Annotated in this window: 24 protein-coding genes; 9 read left to right on the top strand and 15 right to left on the bottom strand. The window is 39.7% G+C overall.

Annotation, left to right across the window (positions count from 1 at the left end; translation table 11 throughout):
* Positions 1 to 369: 369 nt before the first annotated feature.
* Complete coding sequence (locus EFE42_RS10455; RefSeq protein WP_158599168.1) at positions 370 to 525, bottom strand: hypothetical protein; 156 nt, start codon at positions 523 to 525, stop codon at positions 370 to 372.
* Positions 526 to 691: 166 nt separating this feature from the next.
* Between EFE42_RS10455 and EFE42_RS01675 the strand changes: the two genes are divergently transcribed.
* Both EFE42_RS01675 and EFE42_RS01680 read left to right on the top strand, forming a co-directional pair.
* A complete protein-coding gene (locus EFE42_RS01675) occupies positions 692 to 2,059 on the top strand; it encodes a dihydroorotase (RefSeq protein WP_123135618.1) in 1,368 nt (455 codons plus the stop codon).
* Between the two features lie 72 nt (positions 2,060 to 2,131).
* Complete coding sequence (locus tag EFE42_RS01680; protein WP_123135619.1) at positions 2,132 to 3,040, top strand: ATPase domain-containing protein; 909 nt, start codon at positions 2,132 to 2,134, stop codon at positions 3,038 to 3,040.
* On the opposite strand, the gene EFE42_RS01685 is transcribed toward EFE42_RS01680, so the two are convergent.
* Positions 3,017 to 3,568 carry a DUF1614 domain-containing protein gene (locus EFE42_RS01685; protein WP_233564685.1) on the bottom strand — a complete coding sequence of 184 codons (552 nt, stop codon included), beginning with the start codon at positions 3,566 to 3,568 and terminating at the stop codon, positions 3,017 to 3,019. The genes EFE42_RS01680 and EFE42_RS01685 overlap by 24 nt on opposite strands.
* Before the next feature lie 192 nt (positions 3,569 to 3,760).
* The gene (locus EFE42_RS01690; protein ID WP_123135621.1) at positions 3,761 to 4,513 is read right to left on the bottom strand and encodes a PAS domain-containing protein; all 753 of its coding nucleotides are present in this window, start codon (positions 4,511 to 4,513) and stop codon (positions 3,761 to 3,763) included.
* Between the two features lie 117 nt (positions 4,514 to 4,630).
* Here EFE42_RS01690 and EFE42_RS01695 point away from each other — a divergent pair, with 117 nt between their 5' ends.
* The gene (locus EFE42_RS01695; RefSeq protein ID WP_148039239.1) at positions 4,631 to 4,924 is read left to right on the top strand and encodes a hypothetical protein; all 294 of its coding nucleotides are present in this window, start codon (positions 4,631 to 4,633) and stop codon (positions 4,922 to 4,924) included.
* A gap of 1 nt (position 4,925) precedes the next feature.
* Positions 4,926 to 5,129 carry a hypothetical protein gene (locus EFE42_RS01700; RefSeq protein ID WP_148039240.1) on the top strand — a complete coding sequence of 68 codons (204 nt, stop codon included), beginning with the start codon at positions 4,926 to 4,928 and terminating at the stop codon, positions 5,127 to 5,129.
* Positions 5,130 to 5,134: 5 nt separating this feature from the next.
* Here the strand turns inward: EFE42_RS01700 and EFE42_RS10460 are convergent, their stop codons facing one another.
* From EFE42_RS10460 to EFE42_RS01710, 3 genes are read right to left on the bottom strand one after another with little or no spacing between them, the layout of a single operon-like run.
* Positions 5,135 to 5,296: a hypothetical protein gene (locus EFE42_RS10460; RefSeq protein WP_158599169.1), complete on the bottom strand. Its 162-nt coding sequence runs from the start codon at positions 5,294 to 5,296 to the stop codon at positions 5,135 to 5,137.
* 11 nt (positions 5,297 to 5,307) lie between these two features.
* The gene (locus EFE42_RS01705) at positions 5,308 to 5,703 is read right to left on the bottom strand and encodes a Mov34/MPN/PAD-1 family protein (protein ID WP_123135624.1); all 396 of its coding nucleotides are present in this window, start codon (positions 5,701 to 5,703) and stop codon (positions 5,308 to 5,310) included.
* 39 nt (positions 5,704 to 5,742) lie between these two features.
* The gene (locus tag EFE42_RS01710) at positions 5,743 to 7,065 is read right to left on the bottom strand and encodes a TIGR00297 family protein (protein ID WP_199724068.1); all 1,323 of its coding nucleotides are present in this window, start codon (positions 7,063 to 7,065) and stop codon (positions 5,743 to 5,745) included.
* A 796-nt stretch (positions 7,066 to 7,861) separates the two neighbouring features.
* On the opposite strand from EFE42_RS01710, the gene EFE42_RS01715 reads away from it, so the two are divergent.
* From EFE42_RS01715 to EFE42_RS01730, 3 genes are all read left to right on the top strand, one after another.
* Positions 7,862 to 8,212 carry a DUF3365 domain-containing protein gene (locus EFE42_RS01715; protein WP_123135625.1) on the top strand — a complete coding sequence of 117 codons (351 nt, stop codon included), beginning with the start codon at positions 7,862 to 7,864 and terminating at the stop codon, positions 8,210 to 8,212.
* A 58-nt stretch (positions 8,213 to 8,270) separates the two neighbouring features.
* The gene (locus EFE42_RS01720) at positions 8,271 to 9,614 is read left to right on the top strand and encodes an ATP-binding protein (protein WP_123135626.1); all 1,344 of its coding nucleotides are present in this window, start codon (positions 8,271 to 8,273) and stop codon (positions 9,612 to 9,614) included.
* Positions 9,615 to 10,669: 1,055 nt separating this feature from the next.
* Entirely contained in the window at positions 10,670 to 13,684 is a 3,015-nt protein-coding gene (locus tag EFE42_RS01730) for a tetratricopeptide repeat protein (protein ID WP_158599170.1), read from the top strand.
* A gap of 41 nt (positions 13,685 to 13,725) precedes the next feature.
* On the opposite strand, the gene lysA is transcribed toward EFE42_RS01730, so the two are convergent.
* The 9 genes from lysA to mtaA form a co-directional block, all read right to left on the bottom strand.
* On the bottom strand, positions 13,726 to 14,988 hold the full coding sequence (gene lysA / locus EFE42_RS01735) for a diaminopimelate decarboxylase (RefSeq protein ID WP_123135629.1): 1,263 nt from the start codon (positions 14,986 to 14,988) through the stop codon (positions 13,726 to 13,728).
* 346 nt (positions 14,989 to 15,334) lie between these two features.
* On the bottom strand, positions 15,335 to 15,955 hold the full coding sequence (locus tag EFE42_RS01740) for a flavodoxin family protein (protein ID WP_370448645.1): 621 nt from the start codon (positions 15,953 to 15,955) through the stop codon (positions 15,335 to 15,337).
* Positions 15,952 to 16,587 carry an iron-sulfur cluster assembly scaffold protein gene (locus EFE42_RS01745; protein ID WP_123135631.1) on the bottom strand — a complete coding sequence of 212 codons (636 nt, stop codon included), beginning with the start codon at positions 16,585 to 16,587 and terminating at the stop codon, positions 15,952 to 15,954. Before EFE42_RS01745 ends, EFE42_RS01740 begins: the two co-directional genes overlap by 4 nt.
* A gap of 10 nt (positions 16,588 to 16,597) precedes the next feature.
* Entirely contained in the window at positions 16,598 to 17,764 is a 1,167-nt protein-coding gene (locus EFE42_RS01750) for a cysteine desulfurase family protein (protein WP_123135632.1), read from the bottom strand.
* Positions 17,765 to 17,772: 8 nt separating this feature from the next.
* On the bottom strand, positions 17,773 to 18,192 hold the full coding sequence (locus tag EFE42_RS01755; RefSeq protein ID WP_123135633.1) for a DsrE/DsrF/DrsH-like family protein: 420 nt from the start codon (positions 18,190 to 18,192) through the stop codon (positions 17,773 to 17,775).
* Between the two features lie 14 nt (positions 18,193 to 18,206).
* Entirely contained in the window at positions 18,207 to 18,428 is a 222-nt protein-coding gene (locus EFE42_RS01760; protein ID WP_123135634.1) for a sulfurtransferase TusA family protein, read from the bottom strand.
* Between the two features lie 153 nt (positions 18,429 to 18,581).
* Positions 18,582 to 18,845 carry a hypothetical protein gene (locus tag EFE42_RS01765; RefSeq protein ID WP_123135635.1) on the bottom strand — a complete coding sequence of 88 codons (264 nt, stop codon included), beginning with the start codon at positions 18,843 to 18,845 and terminating at the stop codon, positions 18,582 to 18,584.
* 57 nt (positions 18,846 to 18,902) lie between these two features.
* Positions 18,903 to 19,964: a GTP-binding protein gene (locus EFE42_RS01770; RefSeq protein WP_123135636.1), complete on the bottom strand. Its 1,062-nt coding sequence runs from the start codon at positions 19,962 to 19,964 to the stop codon at positions 18,903 to 18,905.
* A 43-nt stretch (positions 19,965 to 20,007) separates the two neighbouring features.
* Entirely contained in the window at positions 20,008 to 21,024 is a 1,017-nt protein-coding gene (gene mtaA / locus EFE42_RS01775) for a methylcobamide:CoM methyltransferase MtaA (RefSeq protein WP_123135637.1), read from the bottom strand.
* A gap of 389 nt (positions 21,025 to 21,413) precedes the next feature.
* On the opposite strand from mtaA, the gene EFE42_RS01780 reads away from it, so the two are divergent.
* Both EFE42_RS01780 and EFE42_RS01785 read left to right on the top strand, forming a co-directional pair.
* Positions 21,414 to 22,058 carry an ATP-binding cassette domain-containing protein gene (locus tag EFE42_RS01780; protein WP_123135638.1) on the top strand — a complete coding sequence of 215 codons (645 nt, stop codon included), beginning with the start codon at positions 21,414 to 21,416 and terminating at the stop codon, positions 22,056 to 22,058.
* Complete coding sequence (locus tag EFE42_RS01785; RefSeq protein ID WP_123135639.1) at positions 22,051 to 22,851, top strand: ABC transporter permease; 801 nt, start codon at positions 22,051 to 22,053, stop codon at positions 22,849 to 22,851. The genes EFE42_RS01780 and EFE42_RS01785 overlap by 8 nt, the downstream gene beginning before the upstream one ends.
* The last annotated feature ends 16 nt before the right edge of the window (positions 22,852 to 22,867 follow it).

Below are 22,867 nucleotides of genomic sequence, written 5' to 3' on the forward strand. Positions count from 1 at the left end.
AAATTCTTTGTCCAAAAAATGGGCAAAAATCAGAAAAAACACAATCCAATGACTTATGTGATACTGTCAAATCAATGGGGCAAAAAATGGATAAAATTATAAAAACAAGCATGGAAGAAAGAAAAGACGCTAGCGAACGACTAGAAGAAAAAAGATAAACATAGAGATTAGAATAGAACCTAAAAAGAGAGACATTCAGTTGATTAAAAATAAAACTGTCAAAGTTGGGCTCGATCTTTTTTGGTATTATATGATTGCAATTGTTGCAAAAGTATATGGCCATATTTCCCAGGCGTCTGTTCTCAAGATATGAGCTACAAAAATAACATTGTACATTGCCTGGCACTATGTTAGCCATTGTTTTTGTACTCATTTTCCTTCGATTCCACCTATAAGGAACCTGTAAAGGTCCATTTCTTCATTGTCAAGGTTTCCGTTAATCCTTCCCCTATATATAGTATGGGAAATGTTCGGATTACCTTTTTGGGATTTAATTCCCCTTTCATTTTTCTCAATGCATTTCATATTGTCTATCACTTCCTCCACCAAAATAAGTAATGTGTTTCATTAATATATACTTTGTTCTACTTATCTATATATAAAATTTAAATCATTATTTCCATCCGGTCAGAAGATGTAAAATGGGAAAAATAATATGCATACCTACCAATAACTAGTCGAAGGGAAGAGCATGAATGATATATTAATTAAGAACACTAAAGTTTTTTATAAAAATCAGTTGCAACCCGGCGAAGTGCTCATAGATGAAGGTAAAATAAAAAAAATTGCCAAAAATCTAAAGGGCGAGGAGGCGGACAGACGGATTGATGCACACGGGGGACTTACTATTCCAGCAGGCATCGATGTACATGTGCATTTCCGGGAGCCCGGTATGACTCACAAAGAAGATTGGTATTCAGGAAGCTGTGCGGCTGCTGCAGGTGGTATTGGGACAGTTGTGGAACACCCAAACACATTGCCGCCGGTTCTTGACAGAAAATCTTTCAGGGAAAAATTCAAACTGGCAAACCGTAAATCCATCATTGATTTTGGAATTAATGGTGGTGTGGGAAAGAACATTGAAAAACTGGAAAGTCTCTGGGGGCTGGGTATTACGGCTTTCGGTGAAATTTTCATGGCCGAATCAACTGCTGGTTTGGGATTGGATTCAGAATTGCTAAAAGAGGCTCTTGAAACGATTCAACAACTTGGAGCGCTGGCCTGTATCCATGCCGAGGATGAAAAAATCAAATGCGATAATGAAATTTTACTCAAGAAAGACTTCACTCCCCAGTCCCATTCCCGGATTCGCTCCAATCAATGTGAGGCAATGGCAGTTAAGAATGCGCTTGAGCTGTCCGGTTTGACATCCGTAAATACTCATTTTTGCCACATCAGTACCCTGGAGGCTTTTGGTCAGTTAAAAAGGGAAAAATACATTCTTGAAAAAGAGGATGTTTCGCGTCATTTAAGCTTTGAGGTAGCTCCCCATCACCTTTTCCTATCAGATCGTGATTGGGACAGACTTGGTACTTTTGGTAAAATGAATCCTCCTCTGAGGAACCGGCAAAGTGTGAAAGCACTTGTTAATGGAATAAATGATGGTACAGTAGATGTTGTAGCTTCAGATCATGCCCCTCACAGGGAATCGGAGAAGGAGGGAGACATTAAGAGCGCTCCATCTGGTGTACCGGGTGTGGAAACCCTTATGCCCCTTATGATGGTGGGAGTTAAAAGAAATCTTTTCCCTCTCAAACGTCTCATTGAAGTCACAAGCAGCAATCCGGCAAGAATCTTTGGACTTGACAAACATGGAAAAGGTGCTTTTGCCGAGGGCTATGATGCTGATTTAATAATAATGGATCCGCGAAATGTGAAACCTATTAATTCAGATATGTTGCACAGCAAGGCAGGATGGACTCCGTATGAAGGAATGGAGGGGATATTCCCTGAGTATACCATTTCCCGCGGGGAAATTATCTGGGATGGGGATATCGTGGGAGGGCGAGGAAGGGGCAATTTCCTTCCGGGTGCCGGCTCTGTTAAAGACGACGATTGATGTACATACTTTCTTTTTTTGTGTCCATGGTGCGCAAAATTTTATATGCACTATGGACTATATCCTTATAGCATGGTACGTAACAAATATCCGGTTCATACGACACTCAGTTCGGATGCCATTAAAGTTCTTGATAGGTATGAAAAAGAACTTGGTGCGAAAAACCTTGTACTCGAGAAAGCTTTACTCTCGCTTGACAAGGGGCGCTTCAGGTCAAAAATGGATGCCGGTAATTTGCAATGTTCAATAAAACGGATAAGTACCGGTATTGTTGGGCTGGATGATATGCTGGAAGGGGGTATACCTGAAGGCTTCTCAGTGATTGTTACAGGTCCTCCTGGTACGGGAAAGACCACTCTTTGCATGCAATATCTTATGGAAGGTGTAACCAAAGGAGAGAAATGTGTCCTTTTTTCCTTTGAAGAACGTCTTCCACAGCTGGTGCAACAATTTATGAGATTTGGCTGGGATGTTGCAAAATACATCGATGATGGCTACCTGGAAGTTTTTGGGATGTCGATGTTGACCTTTGAAGAGATCACAGAGATTATTGAGACGTATAAGCCCCGCAGGATAGTGTTTGATTCCCTTAATGTTTTTAGCAATCCTGAACAATTCCGCAATTCCGGAGGCTGGCGTTCGTTACACAGGACAATTAAGAATAGGAATATAACTTCATTTTTAATAACAGAAAAAAAGCATGGTATTGAAACCAAAGATTTTGATGAATATGATTTTCTGGGTGATGGTATCATATTTCTTGATTCCATACAATTAAATGATATTGATAATACCTTAACTCCTGTTATGGCCATACAAAAAATGAGGGCCACAAAAATAGATTCTACTCCTCAATCATTCAGGTTCGGTGAGAAAGGGATTGAAAAATATCGCTCCATCCAAACATCAAAAGTCCTGCAAAACAAAATTGGAAGTCAATTGAATGTTAGTCCTTATTCAAGGAATGAACCCGGATATTAATGCAGCCATTAAGGCGGTTATGTATATTGCCTGAAAGCAGGCTGCACCACCTATATCAATATAACCGCTTCCTTTTTCTTCTCTTTTCAAGGCCATCAGGGATGCCACAGAGCCTGCTATGATTCCGCCTGCCCCGGCGATGAATATGATAGTAGCAGCATTCTGAGGGGCCAATATCAGTGCCAGTGGAATTGTAAATATCCCTACATATGCGGGTATTGCTACTCCTACTCCATCAACAAAATCAGCCAGTAATGCAACGACAACCAGTACTATGAGCATTATTTCCAATGCAACAAAATCCATTTCACTGACCAGTAGGTACAGAATTGTTAACATAGGAATTACAAATCCACCGATATTAAGTGTGATCTTTGTATCATAGATCAGGTTTGTGCCTGTAGTAAGTTCATTTACCACAGGTACTCCGTACGTTTCCTCCAGAAGAAGGGCGTCCCTATGCATATGCTGGTTTTTGCGAGTTCTGATTTTGGTTATCGGTATTTCTATATTTGATGCAATTGGCATCAGGAGTAGGATTATAAAGAGAGGGTATGATGAAATTGGTCCAAGAGTTAGCTGTTGCTTGTAACACAACATGGCTATGGGAAGCAAGGCCAGTGTGTATATTATATAATCTCTCAAACCTTTTCTGTTGACGTAGGCACGCATACTTACTATTAAAATATAATATTATTTTATATATAATTTATCTGGGAATCAGAGGTCTTCAATGATTCCCTGGTATTTTGAAGGATTGCCATTCTCGTCACGAATTATAAGGGTCCTTTCAGCAACTTTGCCTATCTGGCCTTCTTTTGTGTATATCCGATATTCCTGATAGAAATCATTGTATCCTTCGCGGCATCTCCTGCTCAGTTCGTCCTCTACTCTTTTTAGATCGTCTTTGTGGATAATGTCCCCGTAATTAAGATTGCCGGACAGGAATTCTTCGGTCGTGTATCCATACTTTTCAATTTCATCTGAAACGTATTTTACCGGCCACCCCTTTTCTACTTTCCAGACAAATGCTACAACAGGACTTTTTGTAGATATCATATCCACACTCATCTCTTCGGAATCCATCTGGCCTGTGATATCCATTACAAAACCCTGGAAATGGCAGGGTTCATCCTCGATGTCTCTTTCCACAAGGGTTTTTTCCATAACCCATCTTTCCTTATCATCAGCCGTTAGTATCCTGTATCGATGGGTGTATTCTTTGATGCCTTCCTTACAGATGCGACGTATGTTTTCTCTGACTTCATCGATATCGTGTGGATGGATTATCTGTGCATAGGTCTTGTCCCCGGATATAAAATCATCGGCGTTGTATCCGAATTGCTGAATATTATCGGATACAAATTCAACCGGCCAGTCCTTTTCTGCATTCCATAGAAAAACTATTATGGGATTTTCGTATTCTTGATTTTTGTCCTGCATAGGAATAATTACCCCCATTATTTCTTTCACATTTCCTCTTTAATTTATCTTCTTTAAGTACCTGTCGAATTTTGTTTTTGATCTTTAAATACAAATCGTTTCCGGTGACCCAATAGGTTAAAAATGATGGAATTATATTGGGATGCTATGGCAGAAAATAATAGTATTAATCATGAAACCAAGGCTCTTGGAAGGTTGAAGATTGAAGTCCAGTCCCAGCAGGGAATCGGCGGGCAGGTGTTGATATGGGCACCCGCTGAAACCAATCAGTATAATTCAATTGTAAAAAGTGATGATGGGTGCTGGGATTGTATCTTTGCACGCCTTTATTCCAGCGTGGAAGAGGCGAATAAAGCATATGATGATTTTTCTTCTGAAGAACAAATAGACACTATGATGTCAAGATGTGGCTTTGGGGGACCTGCCTGCCAGATGATTTAAAGTGATCAAAATGTATTTGGGCAAAAAGAGTGCCAAATATGCAGGATATATTCTTTTTGTTATCCTGTTTGTAATAATGGCTTTTGAATGGATACTGGATTTGGGTTATGAATCTCTTATACTAATCCCCGCAGCTTTCCTTTTTGGAATGATCGGCTATTGGCTCGGAGGGTTTACATATTCGATCCTGCGGGAAAATAAGTAATGGGATTAAAATATTCCCAGCCATCTTCCAAGTACAATAATGTACAGGATCAATATTACAAGACCGGCTCCAAATTTGGCATTTTCATGTGGTATTGGTCCTTCTTTAATTACATAGTTTTCAGGTTCCATATTTATCACTCCTTTTAAGAATTCGATTTTTTTCATATTTATTTTTGTCAGGGCAGTTCCGGCTGGTCCAATTCTACATCAAGTACCGGCAGATCTACAGGATAACCCTCCCTGTTATAGCATTGCCAGCTGTTCTCATCGAAAGGTTCGGCAACAATTATATGCCAGTCCCCGGTTTTACCAAACATTACAAGATCGGCATTTGAGGGTCGGTAACCGGGTCCCGGATGGCTGTGCACAGAACCTACGGATTGTACATTTGGCATCATGAATAATTTGATTACTCCATTCATTTCACTGCTCTCTGTGCCGGGCAGAATCATCACATTGCTTATTATACCTTTTTCTGTTTCCAGTAAACCCACAAATTCCCGGGGATATGTTGATTCACTACTTTTCAATATAAATTCCAGTGTTTCCCGGGCAATCCCCTCTACTTTCATATGTTAGATATTATTGTGGTAGGTATATCTTTTTTGTCCTTAGAGGACAAGAATATACAGTATACCGGATATGAGGGCACCTGTGGCAGTTGCTACAAAATTGACTCCACTATTGGACAGGTAACCATTTTTCTGGAATGTAGCACCGAGTAAACTATCGATATTTGTACCTCCCCATCCGCCTGCACATGTAATAAGTATGGCAGGAATTATATGCTCCACAAATCCAAAGGCTGCTCCAAGTATTCCTATTGCCAGTGCTCCTCCAAAGGCTGCAAGTTCTCCGAGTGATGTTACAGCCCCATCGGTACCGGTTTTTGTAGATTTTAAGTTTGTTATCATCCTGGGTGTCTGGCGTGCAGTTGTTCCGATTTCACTTGCAAGGGTGTCCCCTGCAGCTGTTGCTACGGTTCCCAGGAAAGCATATGTTATTAGATTGCTATGTTGGGGATATATGCCATATGCAATGGCAAGCACAAGGGCTGCAGTACTGTTGCTGAATACATTTTCATAAGTCCTTACTCCGCCTTTCTCCTGTGCGATGCCCATATCCAGCTTATAGTTGTATTTGTATTTGGTGAATACTCCTCCGAGTATGAAAAAGGTAAGTAGTAAAACAAACCAGAGGATGTTACTAAAAACAATAATCAAAACTCCCATAAGTGTAGCACTCAACACTGCGGAAATATCGGCTATAGTAGTGCGATATGCAAGATACCCCAAAAAGAGTGCAAAAATGAATGCAATCAGTAAATGTAAAGGAGCAACTGTGTAACCAAAGGCTGCAAGAATCCACATTGCCATTGCCGAACCGAGGGTCATTGAAAAAAGCCGATCTACAGAGGATGGTATGGATTCAAATAGAGCTGCTGTAATTGCTCCGATTACTGCTATGAAAAATATAAGTTCGTATGATACAGCGGCTGTCCAGTATGCATACCATGAACCTGCTATGAAGGCAGAAGAACCCCCTGCTATTAATAAAGCAAGACTTGATGGCAGATTGGTGGTATTTTCTTGTAAGTCCTTTTTGGCGCCGCAGCGCACTATGGTTGCACTTGTGAAGCCAATGGTGGAGATCTGTATTGCTGATACAATTATGTATTTTGGCAGGGAATAGGAATAGAGATTTGCAGTAATACTTATCAAAAGTAGCAAAACTACTGAAACAATAAGATTGGTTATATTCCGATCGCTATTGGTTATGTAGCCATATACACCGGCACCTGCAAAAATCAGGAGTAAGATTTCTCTGCTTAAGAATGGAAATATGAGCATGGAAACTAATGCGATAGTTATGAAATAGGGGGTATAGTTTTTCCCTTTATCTTCTCCGGTAAAGCATTTTGGCCAGCCTGTCATGAAAATCAGAGATTTTTTGTTTAATAAAGCACTGATTATTTATAAAAGTCATCTTTTAGTTTAATTTATCTTTATATATGTATTTGTGCACAAATAGTAACATTAATTTTTGAAGACTTGCATGAAGCGATTCAGATTCCAGGTTGTAACCAGAAATCATGCATACTAACTATATATTAATGCACTATTTTTATAGTTCATATTCCAAAAATATATATTAATGTTCTTTCCTTATGGAGCATTAAGGAGTGGTACAATGAACCAATATGACTATCTCTTAAAAAATTGCCCGGTTTGCGGAACAGATCTCAGGGAAAACAACAAGTATCAGATATGTGAATGCTGCCATTACTGGACTCAAAAAGATCAGGCTGGAATAGATCCAATTCTGATATGCTAACATGAAGGGTTACAATGTCAGTAGTTACCTAATTTTCCCTCTTCTAATCGATTCCTCATATTTACTCAGTACCTCTGAGGAAAAACTAAATATCCAGATGGAGGTAACCTTTTGGAAAAAATTAATTAGAAATGGAAGAAATTGATTCCCTACTATACTTATATATTATCATAGATCATATTATAATTATTATGAAAGGACCTTCGGGCAGCAGTTTGTTGCAACGTATCGATACCAAATTCATGCTTTCAGCTGGAATCACTGTTGGTATTTTGCTTATATTGATGTTCGCCTACATATCAGTTAGTAGTGAAAATTATGCCTATTCTGAAATGGAAGGGAAAGCAGAAATTACTTTTGAACAAATAGTTTCAACTCGCCATTGGAATAGTGATTATGGGGGGGGTCTTTGTCGAGAAACAAGAAGGTGTGCAGTCCAACCCTTATCTCAAAACCGTCGGTATAAATCCAGATATCTTAACCGTAGATGGGGTAACCTATACAATGAAAAATCCTGCCCTTATGACTCGTGAAATATCTTATTATGCAAACGATAGTAATTTTTTCAAATTTAAAATTACAAGTCTTGATCCTGTGAATCCTTCTAATGCTCCTACAGAAAAAGAACGTGAGTTTTTGAAACAATTTGAAAATGGTTCAACAAATGAACATACAATATTAGTTGCTAACAATTCGAGGTATTATCATTATATGGCCCCCCCTTTATGTCAAAGAAACTTGCATTAAGTGTCACAGTGGTTATAGAGTAGGCGATGTAAGGGGTGGAATAAGTGTTATTTTGCCAATGGATAAACAGTATGCAGCTCTTCAGAATGAGAAACAGGAATTGTTATTATTTGCAATCTTCATGATTGGTTCTGTGGAAATTCTGCTTTTTGGAATTACAAGGAAATTTGTCTCGAATCCTGTCAAGAAATTGAATATAGGTGCTAATGAAATCGCCAATGGTAACCTATCTCATCGAGTAAATATTGAATCATATGACGAGATAGGAGAACTTTCAAATTCATTCAATAGTATGGCATCTGATCTAAATGTCTCCTTAAAGAAAATGGAAGAATCTAATGAATGGTTCAGTAAAATATTTGTGAATTCTTACGATGCAATTAATATTTCACATAATGGTATCACAAAATATGTAAATCCTGCTTATGTATCCTTGTTCAAATATGGTGAATCTGATTTAATAGGAAAGCCATTTGATATAGTGTTGGACCATAATTCAGCAGCAAATATTAAAAGATATTTGAGTTCTATTTCTGAAAAAAACAACATTCATAAGCGTATTGAAGTTATAGGTTACACGAAAAATTCTAACAAGGTATTTCTTGAAGTATCACTTTCGTCCATGGAAATAAAGAGTGAAACCTATTTAATTGCCATTCTTAATGATATCACAGAAAGAAAAAGGGCAGAAGAAACTCATTTGAAAAACATTGAACTCAAAAAATCAAATGAGCTCAAGGATATGTTTACAGATATCATGCGCCATGATCTGCTAAATCCTGCTAATACTATCCAGGGATATTCACAGCTTTTGCTTGATAAGGAAGAAGATGAACAAAAAAAGCGTTTCCTTAAGAATATCACTAATAGTACAAAAGGGCTCATTGAGATGGTTGAAAGCGCATCCATGGTGGCAAAACTTGAAAATGTTGAGGATTTAGACGTTGAACATCTCGACCTTGGACTTATCATAAATGAAATTGTAAATAGCTTTGAATTGCAATTAGAGCAAAAACAGATGGATATAAATCTGGAAATGTCAGGATATTATCCTGTACTGGCAAATAATATGATAGGTGAGGTTTTTAGGAATTTGATATCCAATTCTATCAAGTATAGTCCTGATGGAAGTACCATCATCATTAAAATCGTTGATGAAAATAGTTATTGGAAAATTGAAGTAGTTGATGAGGGAGAAGGTATTTCTGATGAAGATAAACCTTATGTATTTGACAGATTCACTCGTGTAAATAAAGGCAATATAAAAGGTACTGGACTTGGACTTTTTATAGTTAAGAAGATTGTTGATCTTCATGATGGAAATGTTGGTGTGACCGACAATCCTTATGGTAAAGGAAGTCTTTTTTTCATTAGATTGAAAAAAATTGATACAACCATTTAAGTCAGATTGTCACTGCATTTGAGACATTCTTCATCAATGGTTATTGGACCTGGTTTTACGATTATAAAATGCTTTTTCTGGAGATATAGCCATAAATTTCTGAGCAGGAATGATATTATTGTAAAGAAATATCTGAAAGTTGCATCTTTTGTTGATGTCCTTGGTTTAACAATATTTCTCATCCTGTAAGATGATTCGTAAGCATTCCGTCTTCTGTAGACGTTACTAACCTTCCTTGGAGGCTATTTAACTCCATAAAAAACAAGACCAAGATTTTCACATCCGTATTTGCCTTTTTTACCTTTCGGATTTGACAGAACTGTGAAGAAGAATGCTTTGATTTGTTTGGATAAGTTCTTCAAAACTTAGTTTCCTGAGATGATATCTCTAAGATGTCTCACATGGAATCTCTTGATAGTGTTTTGATGCATATGAACTGAACTCTTATCCACTGCCTACACATGGCAATGTAAAATAGATCTTTAGAGCTAAGTGAACCGTTTTATCCTGATGTTGATATTCTCTAGAAGTGGTTTAAGAGCAGCATCAATACACTGTTTTGGTCTTAATTCGAGCTTACTACTGGTCCTTGAATTGGATGGTAGAAATGACATATAGCGGCGTTCTCGCCGCATATAAATCTATCGGGGTGTGTTGTTAAGTTCAGATGTTCAAAATTAGCTAAGTACTGAATGTGCCAGATCGAAAAATTTGGTTATTCTCAGGAAAACAAAGAAATATTTTGTTCAAATTGCGTAATATGGAATACGATTGGTAAATGTGCATTTTTGCAGGAATGCGAATCCAAATAGCAAAAAGCAAGACAAATAGGTGGCAATATTGATTATAGGCAAATAAGAATGTGGACTGCCAAACCCATTTGATTAAATTATAATGTCTTTTTTTATTGTCCTGTGATGGTTTATATCCGGACAATAACTTTAAATTTTAGTAAAGCATCGTATTATATTAATTGATTTAATGGACCGTGGTGGTAGGTTCAAATGATAATGGGGTGCAAAAACATTTTATTAAGATTATTTTTAGTCTTACTTTTGACAATTACTCTATGTCATCCAGCTGTTGCTGTTGATAATTTGAATGATGATATATCCCTTTATTCGGATGAAGTAAATATTTCTCAGACAAATGATTCTCAGTATTCTTATAATAACACATATGAGAACATTTCATCTTTTTACTTAGCAGGAAACTATGATCAATCCCTGGAAGTTTCCAACAGGGTCCTGGATTCCAATCCCAATTCTACTTATGCCCTATACATGGCTGGCCTGAGTCTCGAAAAGCTGGCTCGTGAGAATGAGGCCACACAGTATTATGAAAAAGCTCTTTTAAACCTGAAGGATGCTGATCAAAATATAACTGAAATGGTCGATAATCCGGATCTGGAATCATTGCCTATACTATTCCTTAAAGGAAAAATAAGCTATTTAGAGGGTAATTATAATGATTCGCTCACATATCAGGATGCCGCCTTAAGTGCTTATGGATATCATTCTGAAGACCTCTATAACAAAGGTCTGTATCACAAAAATGAAGGCAATTACGGAGATGCAATCGAGCATTTCCGGGCTGCTTTGCGTATCAATCCCTCCAAAACAGATTCCTGGGCACAGCTGGGGGAATGCTATGAAGCTATGGGAGAGTACCAGAAAGCACAGGATAATTATGATAAAGCCCTCCAAAGGGAGCCAAATAATTCTGAATTATTATTGAAGTATGGCCTTGTTGCAGAAAAAATGGATGATTACAGTCTGGCCGTTGAATATTATGACAGAGTGCTTGAAATACAACCCTACAATGTGGATTCATGGAGATACAAAGCCCGCAGTCTTGAAGCGCTGGGTCAGAATAATTATGCACTAACCTGTTACAACCAGGCACTGAAATACGATCCGGAAAATAAGACACTATGGAACCTTAAGGGGCAATTACTGGATAAAATGGGTAGGTATGAGGAGTCTATTGAATGTTATGATCAGGCCCTGAAATTAAATCCGGAGCATGCACGTGGCATCGGACGTGTTTCAGAGGCACCCTCAATTATGATTGAAACCGATTCCCATGAGTTTTTTTATGAAACACCACAGTTTGATTCCGAGTCTGCCCAAACTCTGTTCAATAAAGGTGAAGCATTCTATAGGCTGGAAAAATATGAGGATGCACTTGAATGCTACAGTGAAGTACTTGAAACAGAACCTTATGCCGTCGTATGGTATCGAAAGGCTACTATTCTTAAAAACAATGGTGAGTTTTCCGAAGCTATCGATAACTACGAAGAAGCCCTTGATCTTGAACCGGACGCCCCTGCTGTATGGTATGAACAGGCGGTATTGCTAGACAGGATAGGCGAGTATGGAAAGGCGGTAAAGAGCTATGATGAGGTCACAGAAAGGGATGAGAACTATACCCTTGCCTGGTATGAAATGGCTGTTGACCTGAAAATACTGGGTAAATATGAGCAATCTTTAAAGGCTTATGATAAAGTCTGTGAACTTGAGCCATCCTCAGCACAGGTGTGGTATGAAAGAGGGGCCGTTCTGGATGAACTTGGAAGATATGATGAAGCTATCACTTCTTATGAAAAAGTCCTTGAACTGAATCCTGGTCATTCAGCAGCTAGTTATCAACTAAGGACTGATCAGAGTAAGCTATCGGAATCCAAGCAAAAAGAATTAGAGCAGAAGAATAATTTTCATTACACAAGTAATTCCCCATTCCTTGATTTCCTTAAGAGTCATGGATTTGATCTAACTATCATGGCAAACGGGAAAGATGTGTCCGTCGCTTCTCCTACATCTATTGAAGATGGTGAGCTGCCAGCTCCTGAATACCTATGGTATTCACGCGCCATGACGATGTCAGCAGTAAATAATACCAATAAATCCCTCTCTTCATTTGAAATGGCTACAATGATAGCACCTGATTATGCAGCTGCCTGGGAAGGTAAAGGGGATCTATTCAAAAAATACAATCAATGGGCCGATTCTTCAGATGCGTTTAAACAGGCTCTTTCAGTTAATTCTGATTCTGCAAAATTGTGGCACAAATACGCAATAGTATCACAAAAGGCAGGTAACCTCCAGACTGCTCTGTATGCTTATGGAAGAGTGGTAGAGAATGATCCGGATAATGGGGATGCCTTGTATAACAGGGGAGTTATATACGACAAAATTGGAAGTTTCAGGAATGCAGCCAATGCTTACCAGAAATATCTCAGTTTGGAGCCAAAAGATATGGACACATGGTATATGCTGGCCCAATCCGCACACAAAGCAAGGATGTATGATGTATCCCTGAATGCTATCGATACTGTCATTCATAATCAGCCTTCAAATCAGGATGCTCTGTATCTCAAATCTGACAACCTTGAAAAGATGGGTCGCTTCAGCGATGCAATAGTTGTTTATGATGAAATTCTGGAATCCGATCCTCAAAACCAGGATGCACTGTTCAATAAAGGGCTGGCCTTTGAAAATATCGGACAGTACCAGAAAGCAATCGAATGCTTTGAACAGTTACTTGCCATTAATCCACGGCATGTCACTGCAATGGAGCATAAAGGGTTTGATCTATACCTTCTTGGAGAGTACAATAAAGCCGATGTTGTATATGACCAGATCCTAAAGATAGAACCCAACAACGTTGACGCTCTCTATCACAAGGCTACTGTCAAGTACCTGTTGAGTAGCTATGCAGGTTCAATAATGTATTATGACCGTCTACTTGAGTTGAAACCCAATTGCATTTCTGCATGGTACAACAAAGGATTTGCCAATAATATGATGGGCAATGTTGATGAGGCAATAGAATGCTATGATCGGGCCCTTTCGATTGATCCGAACAACCCTTCTGTGCTTTACAATAAACGGTTTGCCCTTTATAGGATAGGTAAATCTTCAGAGGCAGAGACAACCAAACTGAAACTTGATTCCATAGATCCGGGTTTTGAAGAGACTCTGGACAACCGGGGAACGAAATTCTTCCTGCCAAAGGAATACGATCCCAACCTGGAATATGAGCTGCCTTCACGGTGGTATAAAAAATAATCGGGTTTCATACCCGATTATATTTGTTTTTTCAGGCCATTTCATTTAAAATTCTCAAGACCTTTAAAATCCAGTGTGGCAAAATAGTCTTCCATGGTTTCTGCTCTTCTGATTTGTACAGAGCTGCCATCTTCCCTGAGCAAAATTTCAGCAGAGCGTAATTTGCCATTATAATTGAATCCCATTGCATGGCCGTGCGCTCCGGCATCATGCATTGCCAGGATGTCACCAATTTCGATTTCAGGCAGTTTCCTGTCTATGGCGAATTTGTCATTGTTTTCGCAGAGAGAACCTGTTACATCATATGTATGGTCATGAGGTTGGTTTTCCTTGCCAAGTACAGTTATATGGTGGTAAGCGCCGTAAACGCCCGGCCTCATAAGGTTTGCCATTGTGGCATCCATTCCTACAAAATCCTTGTAGGTATGCTTGAGATGGCGTACTTTACTGATAAGGTATCCATAGGGTCCAGTGATTACTCTCCCGCATTCAAGGTAGATCCTGAGGGGGCCAAGGCCGTTTGCGGAAATTATTTTATCATATTCTTCCTTAACACCCTTTGCTATAACATCATAGGGGACTGGTTCCTGGTCGGGCTCGTAGGGTATTCCTATACCGCCTCCCAGATTCGCGAATTCGAATTTTATACCGAGTTCCTTTGAAATATCGGCGATAACTTCAAAGAGGATCCTGGCAGTTTCTATGAAATAGGTAGGATCCAGTTCATTGGACGCTACCATTGTGTGGATACCGAATCTCTTGACCCCTTTATCTGCAAGTTTTTTGTATCCTTCAAAGAGCTGTTCCCGGGTAAAACCGTATTTTGCATCTTCTGGATTGCCTATGAACTTGTTACCTTTTTTTAGTGCACCGGGATTATAGCGGAAACAGATCATTTCAGGCAGGCCTGCATGCTTTTCAAGGTAATCGATATGGCTTATGTCGTCAAGATTGATTATAGCGCCCAGTTCTTTTGCCTTGACGAACTCTTCTGCTGGTGTATCGTTGGAGCTGAACATAATATTTTCGCCAACAATACCCGCTTTTTCAGCAAGTACAAGTTCGGGGAGGGAACTGCAATCGGCACCGAATCCCTGATTTTTCAGGATTTTGAGTATATAAGGATTGGGGAGGGCTTTTACAGCGTAGTATTCCTGAAAACCTTCCAGAATCCCGAAGGCTTCTTTAAGTTTTTCCACATTTTCCAGTATGCCTTTCTCATCATAGAGATGGAATGGAGTGGGATATTTTTCCGCGATCTCCTGTACTTTTTCTTTAGTAAAAGGTACTTCTTTTGATACCATTTTTATCTCCTCAATAATTGTAAAATAAAGACGATACACTCAGGGTGCATCTTTATTAAAATGATTATTGCTATTGCTGTGATAAGGGTTTCTTATATAGTTTATCCTTATGTGAATGAGAAATAAAAAAGCATTATGTGGGGTGATTTATGCCCTCCACTTAAAAAGTATTCTGGAATTGATTATTTTGAGCCTTCAGAAAATCCGCTTGTTTCTTCTACGAATTGTTCCACTCTCTTTTTTATTGCATCTCTCAAATTCCTCATTTGTTCCAGCTTTTCTTCATGTGTGCCTGTGATTCTTCAATAACAAATGTATTTTAATTATCAATCCAACAGGCCCTACTTCACTTTAATTTCCCTGCAAGTTCCTCGCCCATTTCGAAAGCCTTTTTAAGCGCTGCTTCATCCTTTTTGACAACTCCCCTGTCAAATTGGTTAAGCACAGGCATCGCCTTATCCACTGTGTATCCCAGGGCTTCCAGCGGATAACTCATGGCTTCCAGACTAAATCCGATATCTTCAATGATTGGTTGTTCTCCAATGGTGAAAACGCAGGCACGTCTCCCCTGCTCTGCCAGCCGACTGGAATACTCACGTGGTCTGTCATCTGTGAAATTGTAGTAGGGGTAGAGGCGGTCTATGAAGGTTTTCATAAGGGAGGTAACGTTGTAATTGTATGTAGGGGAGCCAAGAACCATACCCTTTGCTTCTTCGATCTTTGGATACAGTAAATTCATCCCGTCATGGAAGCGGGTACAGGTCTTATCCTGCCGGCATCTTTCACATCCCACGCAGGATTCGATACTGTAGTCTCGCAGATGTACTATCTCGACTGTAGCACCGTTTCTCTTTGCGCCTTCCATAACTTCATCCAGCAACACGTCGGTATTGCCTCCCTTTCTTGGACTTGCACAGATTCCCAGAATATCGATTGTAATCCTATATTCCTCCTCTTCTGTAATTATTCTGTGAAAACTACATTCACTTCTTCGATATCCCAGAGTGACTCTACTTTCTCCAGAATATCCTCTTTAATAGCCGATGCGAACTGGTGATCTGAAGGGAGGTCTATAAGTATTCTCACCGAACCCTCATTGATCTCTATCTTTGTCACAAGTTCCGTCCTGATGATGTCCAGCCCTGCCATGGGATTCATGACATGTTTCAGCCGCCTTCTGACAACTTCTTCAGTAGTAGTTTCTTTCTCACTCACAAGACCGTGCTTTTCTTCATAATCCCGTATTGCCGCCCTTAAACCTTCCACAGCCAGTACTGAACAGTGTGCTTTTACGGTGGGCAGCCCTCCTAATTCTTCGGTGGCCTGCTTCCATGAGATATTTTTGGCTTCATCCAGGGTCTTTCCCTTGGTCATTTCCGTAATTATGGAAGCTGTAGCGATATTGGATGCACATCCATAGGATTCAAATTTTATATCCTCTATCACCAGGGTTTCGGGATTGACATTCAGGTATACTGCCACCATGTCACCACATGCCGGACTTCCTTCCAGCCCCTTGCCGTCCGGGTTTTCTATTTTACCCACATTCCGCGGGTTTTTAAAGTGATCAAGAACTTTTTCGCTGTAAGGGAATTTCACATTAAACACCTCACTTTTTCTCGTACAATGGACTAATCTCTCTTAATTGAGCAACGATTTCCTTAATCGCATCCACAATGGTATCGGTTTCCTCAAGGGTATTGTAACGACTGAAGGTAAAGCGCAATGACCCATGAGCCCTTTCATGGTCTCCCCCTATGCCCAGTATAACGTGGCTTGCTTCAAGGGAGCGGCTAAAGCACGCAGAACCCGTGTTGACTGCAAATCCACGCATATCCAGATGGAGGGTAAGTGATTCACCTTCTACATAATGGAACGTTATGTTGGCATTATGTGGACTCCTGTGTTCCTTACTTCCGTTTAATATTACATCCGTAATTTCACTGGATATTCTTTCTATAAGGTGGTCTCTCAGTGCTTTGATCTGCTTGTTTTCCTCTTCTGTCACAAGTTCGACTGCTTTTGCAAATCCCACAGCCCCCGGTATATTTTCAAGGCCTGCCCTGAGGTTGAATTCCTGGAATCCACCATCCATCCATTTGTTGATAGGCGTGCCTTTGCGTATATAGAGGCCTCCAACACCACGGGGTCCATGTATGGTATGTGATGCAATCGTTATCAGGTCCACAGGAATTTGTTGCACATCTATTGGAACACGTGTGAAACTATGGGTAGCATCTGTATGCAGAAGTACTCCTTTCTCCCTGCATATGCTTGAAATGCTTTCCAGGTCCTGCAGCGTACCTATTTCCTGATTGGCATGCTGTATCGAGACGAGAACAGTTTCGTCTGTGATCGTCTCTGCAAGTTGTTCTGTATTTAGCCGACCTGTGTCGTCCACTTCAATGAAATCGACTTCAAACCCCTGTTTTTCCAGTGATTTTGCGGTGTTAAGGACGGGGAAATCCTCGATCTTTGAGACAATCAGGTGTCTTCCCTTATTTTTAAGTGCAGATGTTACTCCCTTTATTGCCATATTGCTTGATTCGGTGCTTCCGGATGTGAATACAATTTCTCCCGGTGAAGCATTTAATGAATCTGCAATGGTAGATCTCGCTTCTTCAAGTGCTTCCTTTGCATCAATTCCCATCGAATAGGCAAATTCTGATGTTGCCACTGCATACGTATCAAAATAATATGGTTTCATTGCCTCAAAGACTCTTTCATCCAGCCGTGTGCTTGCGGAATTATCAAAATAAGCGGTTTTGTCTTCCATACAACTCCTCAGATAAACAATGTAATCTCTGCATTCTTTGCTTCATGGACATAGGTACCCACCGCACCATATTCGTCAATCCATTCGGTACGCAGCTGTTCTTGCTTGACCCCCATAATTTCCATGGTCATTTCACAGGCAATTATTTTACCCCCCAGTTCCTTGAAATCGGTCATCATTTTTTCAAGAGGAGCTACATTGGCCTTTTTCATCCTGCTTTTGACCATCCATTTGCCAAGCCCCAGGAAATTCATTTTTGATAAGGGGCCCTTTTCGAGTCCTCCTTTTTTTAACCTCTCAAGACCCCAGAAAGTAAAATACAGGGAAGCTTCCATTCCCATTGACAGTGAACCATTTGCAATAATGAGTGCACTGTACAGTTTATCCATATCCCCGCTATGGACTATTATGACTGCTTTGTTGCTCACAGAAACCAATCCTTTTAGCGCTTTATTCTGATTTTCCACTCATCGTTTTCTTCGTCGATACCGATAATTTCAAGCCCCATGGATTCACAGGCCATTGGTATCTCTTTCTTTGAAGCAGGATGGGTGCCGGTGACTATGACCTCATCTCCGGGTGCAGCTTTTCTCAGTGCTTTCCTGCATTCGACTAGCGGGACCGGGCAGGTTTCCCCTCTGGTATCTACTTCTATTGTTGTCATTTTTTTCCCCTGGATAGTTCTTACATCGGCGGATTCACAATTGTTAACACATTTATTTGTTTGCAAATGATATATAAGTTACTCATATAACATAATAGGCTGTATGACTCATTTCAGGAATGTTGATCCCCTTTATCGGCATTCTTCCTCCGGTCAGAACAACATAGCAAGAGTAATTACAAAAAGGATGATAGCGACTGCTCCCATTATCTTCATGAGGTTCTCTTCACCTTCAAAAGAATATCTGTCATCTCCTTTTTGTTTTCGGATTTGTGATAATCCGAAAGAAACACCTCCAATTGACCCAATTGCTATACCCATTATGGTGCCAAGCCCCACACTCCCGATAGACGGTCCAAGTAACAGGTTGCCGTAGAGTGCACCCGCAATAGCTCCTGCAGATACCCATATAGGCATCACTCTCTGATTTTGCTCCGATTTGTTATCAGTTATTGTTAGATCCCCCGGTTCTGTTTATATAGAATTATCGCACAGGTTAATGATATTCTTTGTGTCTGTATGTTGCTGGATTCTCTGAAGGGCAATTCCCATTTCTGTAAACGTTTCTTCAATAGTATTTTCCAGGATTTTGACTACTTCATCCTGTCTGATATTTGTCACAGCTGCCAATGCTCTAACCTTTGGGTTCGCAACATTTTCCCTCTCAAAAATTTCTATTTCAGGTTTGTTTGTAGATGATGTGAGACTGATTTTCAGGAAAGTTTCCGGCAGGTCCATGGACATTTTTATATGGCCGATGAAATCCGGATTCAGATGAATGAACTGGCTGAGGATTGAATCAACAATTCCATTTGCCAGCTCATGTCCCTTCTTGATTTCCAGATCATTTGACTCAATTGCAAATTCAATGGCATGGGATGATACATTTGATTCGGCAATAGAATTTTGTTTTGCGGAATGCTCTCTTTGTTTTCCTTCTCCACTTATGGTTTCTATTAATTCTTCAAAATTTCCTTCATTTTCCTTTGCCGAAAATTCCAGAATTCTTGCATCATTATTATTATAGTGCTGCAACAAAGCTTTGACCTTGTTGATCTGTTCATCTGTCGCAACGTCTATCTTGTTAATGCCCAGAATATCTGCATCCTCTATCTGGGTCTTTATGAATTTTGGAACCTGTTCTATTTCCAGATCGAACCTGCTGCCATCTATCAGGTTTATTATTGGGGAAAACTCCATATCTGCAATTTTCATCAATTCAATTTCTTCTTTGATCTGTCGGGGGAACGCAACACCTGTAGGTTCAATAATTACCGTGTCCGGCCCATATTCCTCGGCAAGGGAGTCAAGTGCCTGTTCCATATCTATTTTCAAAGTGCAGCAAATACATCCGTTGGTGATTTCCCGGGTTTCCACTCCTTCTATATCCAGTGTTGTCCCGTCAACTCCGATTTCACCTATCTCATTTACGATAATAGCGATTTTTTCGCCTTTATCATTGAGATATTTGCCCAATTTAAGCAGGGTAGTAGTTTTACCGCTGCCCAGGAATCCGCCAATGATTATTACTTTCATTCATTACACCTTTTAAGAAATAAATTACTTCTTGATCCGTTTTTTATCTTTCCCCGCAGAATTCATTACGTGCCTGTGCAAGAGCCTGCATATTCTTTATGGGTGATTGTGGTGCGATTCCGCAACCTGGGGCCAGGATGTCCACACCTGCCCCCAGACATTTCAACGCTTCTGCTTTTACTTCTTCAGCAGTTTTATTGTATATGGTAGTGGAAGTTGAAACATTGCCTATCAGTGCAGCACCGCCTTCATGTGCCATTTGAATGGCGTATTGCAGATCTTCAATACTTTCTTCCACGCTTATGCCACAAAATCCACATTCTGCAATATCTTTTATTATGGGATCGGCTTTCCCGCATACATGGATTACACATTTCCCGTTAACAGAATCTACAAGTTGTCTATAGTGTGATTTTATTACGGACTTAAACATAGCCGGTGGAACAATGTCGGGGGAAACAACTGCTTCTCCGAAACATATCACATCTGCTCCTGCTTCCAGGCTTTCATTAGCAGCCTTTATGCATGCCCGGGTAGTGACTTCCATCAATCTTTCTATTTTATGTGGTTCTTTCAGTATTTTTAACAGGAAAGGCTTCATGCCCATCAGATTAACAGCAAGGTCTACAGGACCGGCAAAACCACATATAAGTGGAACTTCATTCCCGACTTGCCTTTTTATAATATGTGTGGCTTCAAGAATTGCAGGCATTCTTCCTCTTTGCATCAAATCTTCAGGAACTTCTATGTCTTCAATGCTGGTCTCCAGTTCTTCGAGTACAGCGGGAGGTATATCCTTTGATCCCCTGTGAATCTTGCAGCCGAAACTTTCTGCCAGTACTGTTGAGTCAAAGGGGTAGCGTATTGTCTCAAATTCAGGGGTACTCTGGGTGGCTATTGCCAGCTCAGCCATCTTTTCAGGATCATGGTCGGCTTCGGGTCTGGCAACACCACAGGATTCCATGATTTCCAGTGGAGCAGCGGTTGTGAACAATCCTGCAGGAATTTTATCTACCGGTTTGTGATCCAGTGCATTGATTATTCTCTGTTTTTGTTGCATGGTTGGCCTTTGTATAAGATATTCTTTCTCTATTTCATTTAGCTTTAGTTCGTTTACTACTTCAGTGTAATCCTTGCATTTTTTGTTTTCAAAAACATTGACAGATTTTGTCGATGTGAAGTTAGGGTGTTACTATAAGGGATTTTATTATAATCAAATACAACTTTAGTGTTAAAAATAATAAGTAAAATTCATATGTAATATGCGTTTAATAGATACTAAACTAAAATTATTGACTCAACAAAACAAGTAAAATAGATATAAATGATCATGTGTTATAAAAAACAATATGCATAGCAGTATTAATTAATATGTTTTATTTCAATAATAATTATAATATTTGTGATTTAAGTGTTACTAAAATGAGGGTTTTTGAGTGAGGTCTATAAATGAGTTCAGAACTGATACGATATAAGGATATATGTGTTGATTTTCATGGTTCCCGTCTTTTTTCTAACTTTAACCTGACTGTCAATCTGGGTGATAAGTTAATTCTGAAAGGGCGGTCAGGAAGCGGTAAGTCAACTCTTCTCAAAATACTTTTGGGTATTTTACGTGTCGATGATGGAGAGGTTTTTTACAGGGGCAAAAAAGTTTCGTCCTCTAACATATGGGACATCAGGAAAGAAATCGCATATGTATCACAGGATACTGATATCGGTGAGGGAATTGTCAAGGATTTGATCAACGAAATATTTTCTTTCGACCATAACCGGGGAAGAAAGTATCACAGGAAGCGTAATTCCCTGCTTGAATACTTTGGGCTTGACAGGTCCATTGTGTACAAGAAGTTTGAAGGTCTTTCTGGAGGGGAGAAACAGAGAATATGCATAATAATCTCAGTGTTACTGGGCAAGGAGATTTTCCTGCTTGATGAAGTCACATCGGCACTGGATCCCGAACTTAAGGAAAAGGTTGTGGACTTCTTTCTTGAAAATGAAGACTGGACACTTCTTGTTGTGTCCCACGACAACACATGGGATAGAGTAGCTATGGATGAAGTCTTTGTTGATGGATGTGAAATAAATGCCTGATGAGATTTCTTATACAGGTTTATTCTTTGGTTTTCTTTTGCTCATAATTCCTTTATTAATAATGAGATATGTACGGCTGAATATGGGTAAAGAATCCCTTACAGCTATTCTCAGGATGACGATACAGCTTTTCCTTGCCGGTCTCTTCTTGACATTTGTATTTGATATGAATAATCCTGTATTGAATTTATTGTGGTTTTTCCTGATGGTTTCATTTGCAGCCTTTGAGTCCGTCCAGCGTCAGGAAATGGATCTTAAATCCCTCTATCTTCCAACACTTGGTGCTTTCCTGGGAGGTACGTTCCTGATCCTTATGTATGTGAATGCCTTTGTAATTGATCTGGCCAATGTGTTTGAAGCTCCCTACCTCATACCCATAGGTGGTATATTGCTTGGTAATTCCCTTGGCGGAACTATAATTGGTGTAGGAAATTTCTACAGCAGCCTGAAAAGAAATGAAAACCGCTATGTTTCAAGGCTTTCATTTGGTGCCGGAATGAATGAGGCACTTATGCCCTATGTAAGAAAAGGTCTCCGTTCTTCCCTGAAACCGGCTGTTGGAGATATTTCTACTATAGGAATAGTTCACCTTCCCGGCATGATGAGTGGCCAGTTGATAGCCGGAGCATCACCGTTCCTGGCGATCAAATACCAGATTGCAGTAATGGTTTCTGTTTATGTATCCACTGTTACATGTGTGACACTTGCAATTTTCCTGACATCACGTATTTGTTTTGATGAATACGGGATGTTGAAGGATCATGTATTCCGAAATACACCGGATGTTGCATGAATTAATATTTCTATAA

The sequence above is a fragment of the Methanohalophilus sp. RSK genome (assembly GCF_003722075.1).
GTDB lineage: Archaea > Halobacteriota > Methanosarcinia > Methanosarcinales > Methanosarcinaceae > Methanohalophilus.